The organism is Azospirillum sp. OGB3, from assembly GCF_014192915.1.
In the GTDB taxonomy this organism is placed as follows: Bacteria; Pseudomonadota; Alphaproteobacteria; order Azospirillales; family Azospirillaceae; genus Azospirillum.
Genome location: NZ_JACHYN010000007.1, coordinates 38,830 through 50,606, shown reverse-complemented (window position 1 = coordinate 50,606; position 11,777 = coordinate 38,830). Strand labels below are relative to the sequence as shown.

13 protein-coding genes are annotated in these 11,777 nt (G+C 71.3%); 3 read left to right on the top strand and 10 right to left on the bottom strand.

All coding sequences use genetic code 11. The features are described 5' to 3' along the window. Positions 1-131: 131 nt before the first annotated feature. From FHW79_RS15850 to FHW79_RS15810, 9 genes are all read right to left on the bottom strand, one after another. Entirely contained in the window at positions 132-854 is a 723-nt protein-coding gene (locus FHW79_RS15850) for a sugar transferase (RefSeq protein WP_247884414.1), read from the bottom strand. A gap of 174 nt (positions 855-1,028) precedes the next feature. After that, complete coding sequence (hypE, locus tag FHW79_RS15845; protein ID WP_183179822.1) at positions 1,029-2,075, bottom strand: hydrogenase expression/formation protein HypE; 1,047 nt, start codon at positions 2,073-2,075, stop codon at positions 1,029-1,031. Between the two features lie 16 nt (positions 2,076-2,091). After that, positions 2,092-2,337, bottom strand: coding sequence for a HypC/HybG/HupF family hydrogenase formation chaperone (locus tag FHW79_RS15840; RefSeq protein ID WP_183179821.1), 246 nt, complete (start codon positions 2,335-2,337; stop codon positions 2,092-2,094). Then, positions 2,310-4,589 (bottom strand): carbamoyltransferase HypF, encoded by a 2,280-nt coding sequence (hypF, locus tag FHW79_RS15835; protein ID WP_183179820.1) that lies wholly within the window; start codon positions 4,587-4,589, stop codon positions 2,310-2,312. The genes FHW79_RS15840 and hypF overlap by 28 nt, the downstream gene beginning before the upstream one ends. Continuing rightward, complete coding sequence (gene hypB / locus FHW79_RS15830) at positions 4,586-5,491, bottom strand: hydrogenase nickel incorporation protein HypB (protein WP_183179819.1); 906 nt, start codon at positions 5,489-5,491, stop codon at positions 4,586-4,588. The genes hypF and hypB overlap by 4 nt, the downstream gene beginning before the upstream one ends. Next, entirely contained in the window at positions 5,491-5,832 is a 342-nt protein-coding gene (hypA, locus tag FHW79_RS15825) for a hydrogenase maturation nickel metallochaperone HypA (RefSeq protein ID WP_183179818.1), read from the bottom strand. Before hypA ends, hypB begins: the two co-directional genes overlap by 1 nt. Before the next feature lie 3 nt (positions 5,833-5,835). Further along, entirely contained in the window at positions 5,836-7,005 is a 1,170-nt protein-coding gene (locus tag FHW79_RS15820) for a nickel-dependent hydrogenase large subunit (protein WP_183179817.1), read from the bottom strand. Beyond that, on the bottom strand, positions 7,002-7,703 hold the full coding sequence (hybE, locus tag FHW79_RS15815) for a [NiFe]-hydrogenase assembly chaperone HybE (protein ID WP_183179816.1): 702 nt from the start codon (positions 7,701-7,703) through the stop codon (positions 7,002-7,004). Before hybE ends, FHW79_RS15820 begins: the two co-directional genes overlap by 4 nt. Beyond that, the gene (locus FHW79_RS15810; protein WP_183179815.1) at positions 7,700-7,972 is read right to left on the bottom strand and encodes a HypC/HybG/HupF family hydrogenase formation chaperone; all 273 of its coding nucleotides are present in this window, start codon (positions 7,970-7,972) and stop codon (positions 7,700-7,702) included. Before FHW79_RS15810 ends, hybE begins: the two co-directional genes overlap by 4 nt. Positions 7,973-8,208: 236 nt before the next feature. Here FHW79_RS15810 and FHW79_RS15805 point away from each other — a divergent pair, with 236 nt between their 5' ends. The 3 genes from FHW79_RS15805 (at position 8,209) to FHW79_RS15795 (ending at position 11,211) form a co-directional block, all read left to right on the top strand. Beyond that, positions 8,209-8,811 carry a HupE/UreJ family protein gene (locus FHW79_RS15805; RefSeq protein WP_183179814.1) on the top strand — a complete coding sequence of 201 codons (603 nt, stop codon included), beginning with the start codon at positions 8,209-8,211 and terminating at the stop codon, positions 8,809-8,811. 190 nt (positions 8,812-9,001) lie between these two features. Beyond that, positions 9,002-10,027: an MBL fold metallo-hydrolase gene (locus tag FHW79_RS15800; protein ID WP_348984174.1), complete on the top strand. Its 1,026-nt coding sequence runs from the start codon at positions 9,002-9,004 to the stop codon at positions 10,025-10,027. A gap of 179 nt (positions 10,028-10,206) precedes the next feature. Then, positions 10,207-11,211 carry an MBL fold metallo-hydrolase gene (locus FHW79_RS15795; RefSeq protein WP_183179813.1) on the top strand — a complete coding sequence of 335 codons (1,005 nt, stop codon included), beginning with the start codon at positions 10,207-10,209 and terminating at the stop codon, positions 11,209-11,211. Between the two features lie 22 nt (positions 11,212-11,233). On the opposite strand, the gene FHW79_RS15790 is transcribed toward FHW79_RS15795, so the two are convergent. Beyond that, on the bottom strand, positions 11,234-11,713 hold the full coding sequence (locus tag FHW79_RS15790; RefSeq protein ID WP_183179812.1) for a HyaD/HybD family hydrogenase maturation endopeptidase: 480 nt from the start codon (positions 11,711-11,713) through the stop codon (positions 11,234-11,236). Positions 11,714-11,777 lie beyond the last annotated feature (64 nt).

Here is an 11,777-nt window from a genome sequence, read left to right as displayed (position 1 = left end):
CCGGGCAATCTCAAATCCTGGCCCCTGGTGCCGCGGGACCCATCGCCTCGCGTCGGATAGGATATATGTCTCCGCGTCCCGCGCCGCCACTCTCCGGGCGGGGGAGGGCGGCGGCGCGGGGATTCTACGCCTTAATAGGCACCTTTTCCGCTGAGCATCACGCCGACCGTGCGCAGCAGGATGCGGATGTCGCCCCACAGGCTCCAGCCCAGTAGATAGGCGGTGTCGAGTTGGACGCGCCGGCCGTAATCCACGTCGTTGCGGCCGCTGACCTGCCACAGCCCGGTCAGTCCGGGGCGGCACCGCATGTAGAAGGGGAAGCAGACGTGATAACGCGCCACCTCTTCCTGCACGATGGGGCGCGGACCGACCAGACTCATGTCGCCGGTCAGAACGTTGAAGAGCTGCGGCAACTCGTCCAGGCTGGTTCGGCGCAGGAAGCGGCCGATCCAGGTGATGCGGGGATCGTTGCGCAGCTTGCGCGTGGCCTCCCACTCGGCGCGGGCCTCCGGGTCGGATTCGATCAGCTTCTCGAAGACCTCCGGCGCGTTGACCACCATGGAGCGGAACTTCCAGCAGGTGAAGTCGCGGCCCTCCGTCCCGATGCGCCGATGGCCGAACACCGCGGGACCGCCGTCCAGCGTGATGAGGAGCCCGACGATCAGCATCAGCGGTCCAAAGAACAGGATCAGCCCGACCGCACCGACAATGTCGAAGGCCCGTTTCACCCGGTTGCGGTGCAGCGGCTCCGTGGCCGGCAGACGCGCGACCAGCTCCGCGGCGGACGCCGTGCCGGCGAGCGTCGCCGGCTCCAGCGGTGCAGCACCCAACTGGATGGACTGCGGAATACCCATCGATCCCCCGTACTCACAATTCGGCTGGCGGAAACACGACCGCCTTCCGGGGGAGGCAACGCACGAGGCGCGTCCGGGGTCCCCCGGCTGGTCCGATCCGTCGCAACTCCATTGCGGTACGCCGGGTGGCGGGGATGGGGTCGGCGGGGTGCCTCTTTCGGCGGAAGCGGGGGCTTAGCAGATGCGGGGAAGCTGTTCGCCGGACAGCCAGTCGACGATGCGCTTGCCGCCGAAGCGCGTCTCCATCTGCACGAAGCGGTGCGAGTCCGCGACCACCGCGCCGATGACCGCGGCCTCGGCCCCCAGCGGATGGGCGCGCATGGCCGCCAGCAGGCGGTCCGCATCTTCCGCCGCGCAGATGGCGATCAGCTTGCCTTCGTTGGCGACGTAGAGCGGGTCGAGCCCGAGCAGTTCGCAGGCCGCCGTGACCTCCGCCTTCAGCGGGATGGCGGCCTCGCGCAGCAGCATGCCGACTTCCGACTGGTGGGCGATCTCGTTCAGCGTCGTCGCGAGCCCGCCGCGGGTCGGGTCCCGCAGCACATGCACGTCCGGCACCGCCGCGACCATGCCGGCGACCAACCCGTGCAACGCGGCGCTGTCCGAGCGGATGTCGGTCTCGAAGCTGAGATTCTCGCGGGTGGACATGATGGCGACGCCGTGGTCGCCCATGGTGCCGCTGACCAGGATCGCGTCGCCGGGCCGCGCCCGCTCGCCGGACGGGGCGACGCCGGGGGGCACCACGCCGATGCCGGTGGTGGTGATGAAGACGCCGTCGCCCTTGCCGCGCTCCACCACCTTGGTGTCGCCGGTCACGATGGAGACTCCGGCCTCGCGCGCGGCCTGGGCCATGCTGTCGACCAGCCGCTTCAGGTCGGCCAGTGGGAAGCCTTCCTCCAGGATGAAGCCGGCGGTCAGGTAGAGAGGCACGGCGCCGGCCATGGCGACGTCGTTCACCGTGCCGTGCACGGCCAGCGATCCGATGTCGCCGCCGGGAAAGAACAGGGGTGAAACGACGAAGCCGTCGGTCGTCACCACCATGCGCCCGGCGGGCGGATCGAAGGCCGCCTGGTCGTTGCCCTGGTCGAGCAGCGGGTTGGCGAAGGCGGCGGCGAACAGCTCCCGCACCAGCTGGGCCATGGCCTTGCCGCCCGATCCGTGGCTCATGTCCACGGCGCCGCGGGCGAGGTCGAGCTTGCGGGTGAAGAGGCGGCGGTCGGTCATGGCGGAGTCCACAAAGTCAGGCGGCGTCGGAGGCGGGCGGCAAGGTGCCGGTGCCGGTTTCGGCGAGCAGGGCGAGCGTGCGCTCGGCCTCCTCCGGGTCGAGCTTGGACAGGGCGTAGCCGACATGGACGATGACGTAGTCGCCCACCGCCACGCCCTCGACCAGCGCCAGGGAGCAGGCGACCTTCACCCCGCCCAGGCTGACGGTGGCACGGTCCTCCTCCAGAAGCTCGATCACGCGGGCGGGGACGGCGAGGCACATGGGGGCGGTCCTTTCTGAAGCAAACTCTGCATGGCGACCCAGGCCTGTCCCAGGCTCAGCCCACCGTCGTTGGCCGGTGCCCGGCGCGGCAGCAGCGCCGAGACGCCGCGCGCCGCGAAGCCGGCGGTCAGCCCCTCGGCCAGCACGGCGTTCATCAGGCAGCCGCCGGACAGGGCGATGCGGTCGAGGCCGCGCGCCGCCAGTTCCGGCATGGCCCACGCGACCAGCGCCGCGGCCAGGGTGCCATGGAACCGGTCGGCCCCTTCCTGCGCATTGATCTGCAACAAGCTCTCCAGCAGGGGGGTGAGGTCCAGAACGCCGCCGTCGATCCGCCAGCCGCCCTCCAGCACCGTGGGGCGGCGGACCAGCGATTCCAGGACCATCGGCCCCTCGCCCTCGAAAGCCGAGACCGCCCGCACCCCCAGCAGGCCGCAGGCGGCGTCGAACCAGCGTCCGCAGGAGCTGGTGGGCGGCGCGTTGACGCCGGCCTCGATCATCCGCCGCACGCCGTCGGCCGGGCCGCAGGCGGCGAAGCGCCCGGCGATATCCGCGCCGCGTCCCATGCGGGCCAGCGCCGCCGCCCCCATACGCCAGGGCTGGCGCGCCGCCACGTCGCCGCCCGGCTGGGCCAGCGGCGCCAGATGACCGAGGCGGGTGAAGCCGGTGCCGTCCACCAGCAGCATCTCTCCGCCCCAGGACCCGCCGTCCGCCCCCAGCCCGAACCCGTCCAGCGCCAGCCCGAGCGCCGGGCCAAGCGTTGGGCCGCCCTCGCCCTGTTCGGCCAGCACCGCCGCGATATGGGCGTGGTGATGCTGCACCGGCAGCGTCGGCAGGCCGAGCGATTCGGCAAAGCGCGTGCCCTGGAAGTCGGGGTGGAGGTCGTGGGCGACGGCGACCGGCTCCACCGCCAGGATGCGGCGCAGATGGTCGACGCTTTCCTCCAGGAACTCCAGGGTCGCGGCGTTGTCGAGGTCGCCGATGTGCTGGCTGAGGAAGGCTTCGTTGCCGCGGGTCAGGCAGACGGTGGCCTTCTGGTGCGCGCCGACCGCCAGCACCGGCGGGCCGGAGCACGGCAGGCGGATGGGCGCCGGCGCATGGCCGCGCCCACGCCGCAGGAAGGCCGGCGCGCCCGCCACCACCCGCATCACGCTGTCGTCGGCGCGGATCAGGATGTCGCGGTCGTGGTCGACGATCAGGTCGGCGATGCCGTCCAACCGCCGCCTCGCCTCGTCGTTGCCGATGGCGAGCGGTTCGCCGCCGGGGTTGGCGGAGGTCATGACCAGGGCGAGGTGCTGCGGCCGCTCCAGCCACGCCGTGCCGTCGGGGCGCCCGGCGGCCTCGTGGAACAGCAGATGATGGATCGGCGTGTAGGGCAGCATGATCCCCAGCCGGGCGAGGCCGGGGGCGATGGTGTCGGGAAGGGGCGGCGCGTCGTCCCGCCGCCGCACCAGCACCACCGGCCGCGCCATCCCCTCCAGCAGCGCCCGTTCCGCCGCCCCCACCTCTACGAACCGCTCGGCGGACGCGGCGTTGGCGACCATCAGGGCGAAGGGCTTGCCGTTGCGCTGCTTGCGCGCGCGCAGCCGCTCCACCGCCGCCGCGTCGAACGCGTCGCAGGCGAGGTGGAAGCCGCCCAGCCCCTTGATGGCGACGATCCGTCCGCCGCGCAGCGCGGCCAGCACCTCGTCGATGGAATGGGACAGGCGCGGGCCGCAGGCCGGGCAGGCGGTCGGCTGGGCGTGGAAGCGGCGGTCGGTCGGATCGGCATACTCGGCGGAGCAGTCCGGGCAGAGCGCAAAACCCGCCATGGCGGTCTGCGGCCGATCGTAGGGCAGGGCGCGCGTGATGGTGAAGCGGGGGCCGCAATGGGTGCAGTTGAGGAACGGGTAGCGGTAGCGCCGGTCCGCCGGGTCGAACAGTTCGGCCAGACAGGCCGGGCAGACGGCGGCGTCGGGAGCGATCCCGGTGGTCACCGCGCCGTGCCGCGAGGCCAGGACGGCGAAGCCCGTCTCGCCGGGCTGGCTGGGAATTGCGTCCGTCTCGACCGCGTCGATCCGCGCCAGCGGCGGGGCGTCCTCCGCGAGCGCCGTCAGGAGGCGTTCCAGGCTGTCGCCCTGCACCTCCGCCAGCACGCCGTCCCCGTCGTTCAGCACCCAGCCGGTCAGGGCGAAGCGGTGGGCCAGCCCATGCAGGAAGGGCCGGAAGCCGACCCCCTGCACCTGCCCGCGGACCCGGACCCGCAGCCGTCTCACCGCGCGGCAACCGCCTTGGCAAGCCCCTCCGCGATCCAGCCGTACCAGTCCTCAAGCCCTTGACCGGCAGTCGCGGACACCTCGATCACGCGCAGGTCCGGCTTCAATTGGCGGGCGTAGGCGATCATGCGCGCCACGTCGAAGGTCAGGTGCGGCAGCAGATCGACCTTGTTGACCAGGAGCAGGTCGGCGCCGGCGAACATCGCCGGATACTTCAGGGGCTTGTCCTCCCCCTCCGTCACCGAGAGCACGACGACCTTGTGGGTCTCGCCGAGGTCGAAGCCCGCCGGGCAGACGAGGTTGCCGACATTCTCGATGAACAGCACGCTGCTCGTCTCCACCGGCAGGCGCCCCACCGCCTGGGTGACCATCTGGGCGTCGAGATGGCAGCCCTTGCCGGTGTTGACCTGGATGGCCGGCGTGCCGGTGGCGCGGATGCGGTCGGCGTCGAAGGAGGTCTGCTGGTCGCCCTCGATCACCGCCATCGGGAACCTTCCCTTCAGGTCGGTCAGCGTGCGGGTCAGCAGGGTCGTCTTGCCCGACCCGGGGCTGGACATCAGGTTCAGCACGAACACGCCCTTGGCCGCGAACAGCTGGCGGTTTACCGCGGCGAAGCTGTCGTTCTTGGCGAGGATGTCCTGTTCGATGGCGACCAGCCGGGTCTGCGACAGGCCCGGAACCTCCGTTCCCGCCGGGCCGCGGCCGAGGTCGATGGTGCCGTGGTCGTTGCCGTGGGTGTGCCGGTAGACCTTGCCGTCCGGGCCGACATGCTCGTGGCTGTGGTCGTGAGGATGGTCGTGGTCATGATCATGATGATGGTCATGACCATGGTGGTGATGGCCGTGCGCGTGGCCGGCCTCGATTTTCGTTTCGCCTTCGGCGCAGCCGCAGACCGTGCACATCACTCCACCTCCAGTTCCTTGACGCGCATTTCCTCGCCGCCGGTCACCATGAGCTGATGGCCGCCGCAGTCCGGGCAGGGGTCCGACCGCTCGGGCAGTGGCACCGGCTTCTCGCAGGACAGGCAGAAGGCCTGACCCGGCGGGCGTTCGATGTCCAGGACGGCGCCCTCCGCGATGGTGCCGCGGCTGACGGCGTCGAAGCCGAAGGCGATGGCCTGCGGTTCGACATGCGACAGGGTGCCGATGACCAGCCGGACCGTCTTCACCTTCACGAATCCCTGGGCCGCCGCCTGATCGCGGATCACGTCGATGATGCCCTGGCTGAGCGCCAGCTCGTGCATGGGTCAGTCCTCGTTCTGGATCGTGATGGTGGAGGCCACGCAGGGGTCGAGCGCGGCCACCAGCAGGCCCGCGCGCTCGGCCAGCCCCTCATCGGCCGCCGCGCCGGCCAACCCCGCGGCCAGCGGACCGTCCGCGGCGAAGTTCCATTCGGTTGGCGCGACGATGCGGCAATCGGCGATGCGGCCGTTGTCAAGCCGAAGCCAGTGGGCGAGGCGCCCGCGGGCCGTTTCGACGGCGCCGCTTCCCACGCCGTGCCCGGTGCGGCCGGGGTCCGAAGCCGGTTCGGCGTCCTTCAGGCGGTCGGCCTGGGATGCCAGCCGCTTCGCCAAGTCCGCCAGTTCCACGAGCCGTGCGGCGGCGTGGGCGGCGAGGCCGGGGCCGTGCGTCGACAGCAGCGCGGCGACCAGCGGGTGCGCGCTCCGGCGGGCCAGCGGGCCGGTGTGGGCGGGGGCGCCGTCCTGCCGGGGGAACTCGGAGAAGGCCGCATCGGCGGACAGCCGTTCGCCGAACCAGCCCGCCGGATGCGGTTCCAGCGCCGGCACGCGGCAGGCGCCGAAACCCGCCATATCCGGCGCCAGGACGCGGCGCATCAGCCGGGCCGCGGGAGTGCCGGCGGCTCCGGCCCAGCGTTCCAGCTCCGCCGCGTCGGTGGGAAACGGGGCGGCGAAGACGGTGCGCTCGACACCCTCGCGCAGGGCCGCGATGGCGGCGGCCAGGGCGGCGCGGTCAGGGCGCAGGGAGCCGCCGCCGGGACGCAGCCCGTCGCGGGCCGGGTAGAGCGCGGGATGGAGCGCCGCCGCCGCGGCGCGCAAGGCCGCCAGCTCCCTGGGCCGCGGCGCCTCGCCCAGCCGCGCCGGCCAGTCGATCAGAACCTGCCAGGCGTGGTTCGTCGCGGCTTCCGCATCGGCGAGCAATGCGCGGGCGGGGGCGTGGGGGCGGGCGTTGAGGCCGAGCGCGCCCTCCAACGCCTCCGCCGCGGCCAGCGACTGGGCGGTGCCGCACAGGCTGAACAGCAGCGGCACGAGGCGCATCGCCTCTTCGGGCGTGCGCCCGCACAGGGCACGGGCGGCGGCGGGCCGGCGGACCTGCACCGACACGGCGCGCACACGCCCGTCGGCGGTCGTCAGCCGCACCGACACACCGCCTTCCAGCCCGGCGCCCGCGACGCTCATCGGCGCGCTCTTCCGAACAGGGTGCGGCGCGACAGGGCGGGCTTCGTCGCCTTCGCATCGCTTGCGGACGGCTCGGTCGGTGGCCCCGGCTGCTCCGGCGCCCGCATCAGATGGTCGAGCGCCAGGACGGCGGCGGCGCGGGCGTCCGCCTGATCGGTGAACACGTTCATGGCCGAGGCGAGCGGGATCACCGCCAGAGTTCCCAGCACGCCCACCCGCGCCGCGGTGAAGCGGTAGGCGCCGGAGGGCAGGGTGATCTCCATCTTGTCGCCGTCGCGCCGGTCCGCCCACAAAGCCGGATCGCGCGGGATCAGCACGGCGTTGAGGAACCAGGGGGCGATGACGCAGCCGACCCAGCCCGGCCCATGGGGGCGGAACTCCAGTGCCTCCACCGCCAGGGCGGCGTTGCAGATGGGAACGCCGGCCATGTCGCGCTCCGCGATCAGGCGGTAGCTGGCCGTCAGGGCGGCGATGCGCGCGCCCATCGCATCTCCTCCGGGCGTCGCCGCGACGGTGAAGCCGTGCTGCGGTCCGCCGCAATCCGGGCAGCGCCAATAGTCGGGCAGTCCGCCGAAGGGTGTTCCCGGCGGCACCTCCCGTCCCGGATCGCCTGCCGCGGGGTCGTAGACCGCCCCGCAGGACTCGCAGGCCGGACACGCGTCGGCGGCGAAGCCCGCCTCGGGGCCGCCGGGAGTCATGGTGTCGCCGTCTCCAGCAGGTCGGCGAACAGGTGGTCCACATTCTCCCCCTTGGCGGCCAGCAGGATGGCGTCGAGCGCGCGGTTCAGCGGTTCCACCTCATCGACCTCCAGCGGGCGGACGGCGCGGTCGAGATGGACCAGCACCCAGCCACCCTCTGGCACCTCCTCGATCAGCATGACGTTGACGCGCCGCTCCTCGCCCCGGCCGGCGCAGCGCGCGGTGAAGCCGTCGGTCTCCAGGACCTGCATCGGAATGCCGAGACACATGCGCGCGCCCTCACGCGGGGAAGCCAATCCATCGGGATGATGTCCGTTCAACTGCGGCATCTTGACCGAGGGTTGAATCCGCACATTGATGTGCGTCAAACATGCGGTCCGGCGTAATTTCCTAGCGCTCCGCCATTTCCAATCGGAACGGTTCTGCTAAAGTGGCGACCGCTTCGCGCGCGATGGGGTAGGGGTCGGTCGTGCGCCGCTCAACGATACAGCAGGGGTTTTCACGGATGAAACGTTTCGCTCTCGCGTCGGCCACCGCGGCGGCGGCCCTGGCCGCGCTGCCCAACGCGGCGCTCGCCCACACCTTCGGCGCCCACGACGCCGGGTTCGTCCATGGGTTCCTGCACCCGGTCGGCGGTTGGGACCACCTGCTGGCCATGGTTGCCGTCGGCCTGTGGGCCGCGCAGCGCGGCGGCAAGGCTCTGTGGGCGCTGCCGACGGCCTTCGTCGGCGCGATGATCGGCGGCGGCCTGCTGGGTCTGGCCGGCATCGAACTGCCGCAGGTCGAGCTTGGCATCGTTCTGTCCGTGGTCGCTTTGGGCGCTCTGATCGCCCTGCAGTCCCGCCTGCCGCTGCTGGCTTCCGCCGGTGTGGTCGCCCTGTTCGCCGTGTTCCACGGCCACGCCCACGGCGCCGAGATGCCGGAGGCAGCGCAGCCGCTGCTCTACGGACTGGGCTTCGCCCTGTCCACCGCCCTGCTGCACGGCGCAGGCATCGGCGCCGCCCTGTCGCTGCGCCGTCTGGTCGAGGGCCGCAAGGGCACCCTGGTCCTGCGCGGCACGGGTGCCGTGGTCGGTCTGGCCGGCGTGGCGCTGCTCGCGCTGGGCTGATCGCCTGAAGGACGGTAGGGACGGGCGGCAAGACGCCCGATCCAAGGGAAGGCCCGGCGGCACGGTTCGCCGGGCTTTTTTTGTCTTTTCCCGAAAATTTCATAAAATGCGTTCTTTTTTCTGGTGCCTGCCCTCGCTCTTGCCCGTATGTTTGGTTGCCCTTCCTGGGCGTTTCCCAATCAGGAGTCGTGTGTCGCCGATAACGCCGCCGACCTTCGCCACCCTGCGCAAAGCCCTGCTTGCCCTGGCCGTCGCCGCTCCCGCCTCATTGGCCGCCGGAGCCGTCCTGGCTCCCGCAGTGGCGGCGCTGGCGGAGGTGCCGGGCCAGCAGCGGACCCAGGCGCCGGGCTTCTACCGCATGGCCATCGGCGATTTCGAAATCACCGCGCTGTTCGACGGCTTCATCGACCGCGACCGCAAGTATTTTGTCGGTGTGAAATCCGAGGACATCATCGGCCTGCTCGACCGCATGTTCCTGGCGGAACGGCCGGAAATCCAGGCGGCGGTGAACGCCTATCTGGTGCACACCGGCACCAATCTGGTCCTGGTGGACGCCGGGGCGGCCAAGTCGCCGGGACCGACGCTCGGCTTCATCGCCGACAACATCCGCGCCGCCGGCTACAGCCCGGAGCAGATCGACACCGTCCTGGTGACCCATCTGCATCCGGACCACGCCAACGGCCTGCTGCGCCTGGACGGCTCCATCCTGTTCCCCAACGCCGAGGTCCGGGTTGCCAAGGCCGAGTTCGATTTCTGGCTGGGCGGGGGGGCGGTGGCCAAGGCCCCGGCGCCGCTCAAGCCCTTCTTCGCCATGGCCCGCGCCGCGGTGGCCCCCTACGAGGCGGCGGGGAAGCTGAAGCCCTACCAGCCCGGCGACGGCCTCCTGCCCGGCGTGGAGTCGGTGGCGGCCTACGGCCACACGCCGGGACACAGCGGCTACCTGTTCCGCTCGAAGGAGCAGAGCATCCTGCTGTGGGGCGACACCGTGCACAGCCACGCCCTTCAGTTTGCCCATCCGGAGGTCGTCATCGAGTTCGACGTGGATAAGGACGAGACCATCGCCTCGCGCCGGCGCTTGCTGGCCGAGGCGGCGGCGCTGAAGCTTTGGGTCGGCGGTGCCCATCTGCCCTTCCCCGGCATCGGCCATGTCCGCACCGAAGGGGATGGCTACGCCTGGGTTCCCGTCGAGTTCGGTCCGATCCGCAGCGACCGATGAGCGGCCCGATTCGGCGCCCGGGTCCGGCAGGATGCCCCGCCGAACCACCTCCACGTTTGTGCCAGCGCCGAAAATCTGGAACGAATCCAATTGTTTGGCGCATTCCTCCCGGGACACTTCCCCGGCGCGTCCAGGACGGCCATGCTGGGCGCCGACCGTCCTGAAGGGGAACCACGCCGATGACACCGCCGACCTTTGCCACCCTGCGCAACGCGCTGCTCGCCCTGGCCGTCGCTCTTCCCGTTGGCGCCACCCTGGCCCCTGCGGCGCCGGCCCTGGCGGAGGTGCCGGGCCAGCAGCGGACCCAGGCGCCGGGCTTCTACCGCATGGCGATCGGCGATTTCGAGGTCACCGCGCTGTATGACGGCTTCATCGACCTCGACCGCAAGATCCTCAGCGGCGCCAGCGCCGACGACATCCAGGGCCTGCTCGCCCGGATGTTCCTGGCCGACACTCCGGGCGTCCAGACGGCGGTGAACGCCTATCTGGTGCACACCGGCACGAATCTCGTCCTGGTGGACACCGGGACGGCCAAGGCCTTCGGCCCGGCGCTGGGCTTCATCGCCGACAACATCCGCGCCGCCGGCTACAACCCGGAACAGGTCGATACGGTTCTGCTGACCCACCTGCACCCGGACCATGCTAACGGTCTGCTGCGTCCGGACGGCGCCATGCTGTTCCCCAACGCCACGGTCCATGTCGCCAAGGCCGACGCCGACTTCTGGCTGAGCGAGGAGGTGGCGGCCAAGGCCCCGGCCGACAGCCAGCCCTTCTTCGCCATGGCCCGTGCGGCGGTGGCGCCCTACGCGGCGGCGGGCAAGCTGAAGCCCTACCAGCCCGGCGACAGCCTGGTTCCCGGCGTTGAATCGGTGGCGGCCTACGGCCACACGCCGGGTCACAGCGGTTACCTCTTCACGTCGGGGGAGCGCAGCATCCTGATGTGGGGCGACGTCGTGCACAGCCACTCCGTGCAGTTCGCCCGCCCGGAGGTCGTCATCGAATTCGACGCCGACAAGGCGCAGGCCGTCGCCTCCCGCAAGAAGCTCTTCGCCGACGCCGCGGCGCAGAAGCTGTGGGTGGCCGGCGCCCATCTGCCCTTCCCCGGCATCGGCCATGTCCGCACCGAGGGCAAGGGCTATGCCTGGGTCCCGGTGGAGTTCGGCCCGATCCGCGCCGACCGCTGAGGACCGACCGTGATCGCCACGCTCAGTTTCTGGGCGTGGCGGTCACACCCAGGCGGGCCAGTTCCTCGACGATCAGCGTCACCATCCGCGGGATCACCGCCTCGATCTCCGATGACATCATCAGGCCGGTGCCCAGCGCCATCGGCACGCAGCCGACCACCGTCACGCTCTCCGGCGCCTCGTCCTGCAGGCGCAGCGAGGCCAGCAGGTCGCTGAGGCCGAGCTGGTGGGGCGACAGCTTGCCCTTGAAATAGGCTGGAACCTCATCGCCGCGCAGAACGGTCAGGCTGGCCGGCGGCGCGCCGGTCTTCACCGCGTCCACGGCGATCAGGTGCTTGTGGCTGGCGATCAGGTCCAGCATGTCCATGCCGCAGGTGCCGCCGTCAACCACGCTGACATGGTCGGGCACGCTCCAGGCGGCGTCGAAGGCCTCCATGGCGCGCACGCCCACCCCCTCGTCCATCAGGAGGATGTTGCCGAGGCCGAGGACGAGGATGGACATGGCGTGGAGACTCCGTTCGACGATTTTGAAACAGAAGGATGGGGCGGGACCGGCGCCGGGCGCC

Excerpts from the sequence above, each read along its gene's own strand:
- FHW79_RS15805 (WP_183179814.1), top strand. The coding sequence starts at position 8,209 with ATGAAACGTTTCGCTCTCGCGTCGGCCACCGCGGCGGCGGCCCTGGCC.
- FHW79_RS15810 (WP_183179815.1), bottom strand. The coding sequence starts at position 7,972 with ATGTGTCTCGGCATTCCGATGCAGGTCCTGGAGACCGACGGCTTCACC.
- hypB (WP_183179819.1), bottom strand. The coding sequence starts at position 5,491 with ATGTGCACGGTCTGCGGCTGCGCCGAAGGCGAAACGAAAATCGAGGCC.
- FHW79_RS15820 (WP_183179817.1), bottom strand. The coding sequence starts at position 7,005 with ATGAGCGTCGCGGGCGCCGGGCTGGAAGGCGGTGTGTCGGTGCGGCTG.
- hypE (WP_183179822.1), bottom strand. The coding sequence starts at position 2,075 with ATGACCGACCGCCGCCTCTTCACCCGCAAGCTCGACCTCGCCCGCGGC.
- hybE (WP_183179816.1), bottom strand. The coding sequence starts at position 7,703 with ATGACTCCCGGCGGCCCCGAGGCGGGCTTCGCCGCCGACGCGTGTCCG.
- FHW79_RS15795 (WP_183179813.1), top strand. The coding sequence starts at position 10,207 with ATGACACCGCCGACCTTTGCCACCCTGCGCAACGCGCTGCTCGCCCTG.
- FHW79_RS15850 (WP_247884414.1), bottom strand. The coding sequence starts at position 854 with ATGGGTATTCCGCAGTCCATCCAGTTGGGTGCTGCACCGCTGGAGCCG.
- FHW79_RS15840 (WP_183179821.1), bottom strand. The coding sequence starts at position 2,337 with ATGTGCCTCGCCGTCCCCGCCCGCGTGATCGAGCTTCTGGAGGAGGAC.
- FHW79_RS15790 (WP_183179812.1), bottom strand. The coding sequence starts at position 11,713 with ATGTCCATCCTCGTCCTCGGCCTCGGCAACATCCTCCTGATGGACGAG.
- hypA (WP_183179818.1), bottom strand. The coding sequence starts at position 5,832 with ATGCACGAGCTGGCGCTCAGCCAGGGCATCATCGACGTGATCCGCGAT.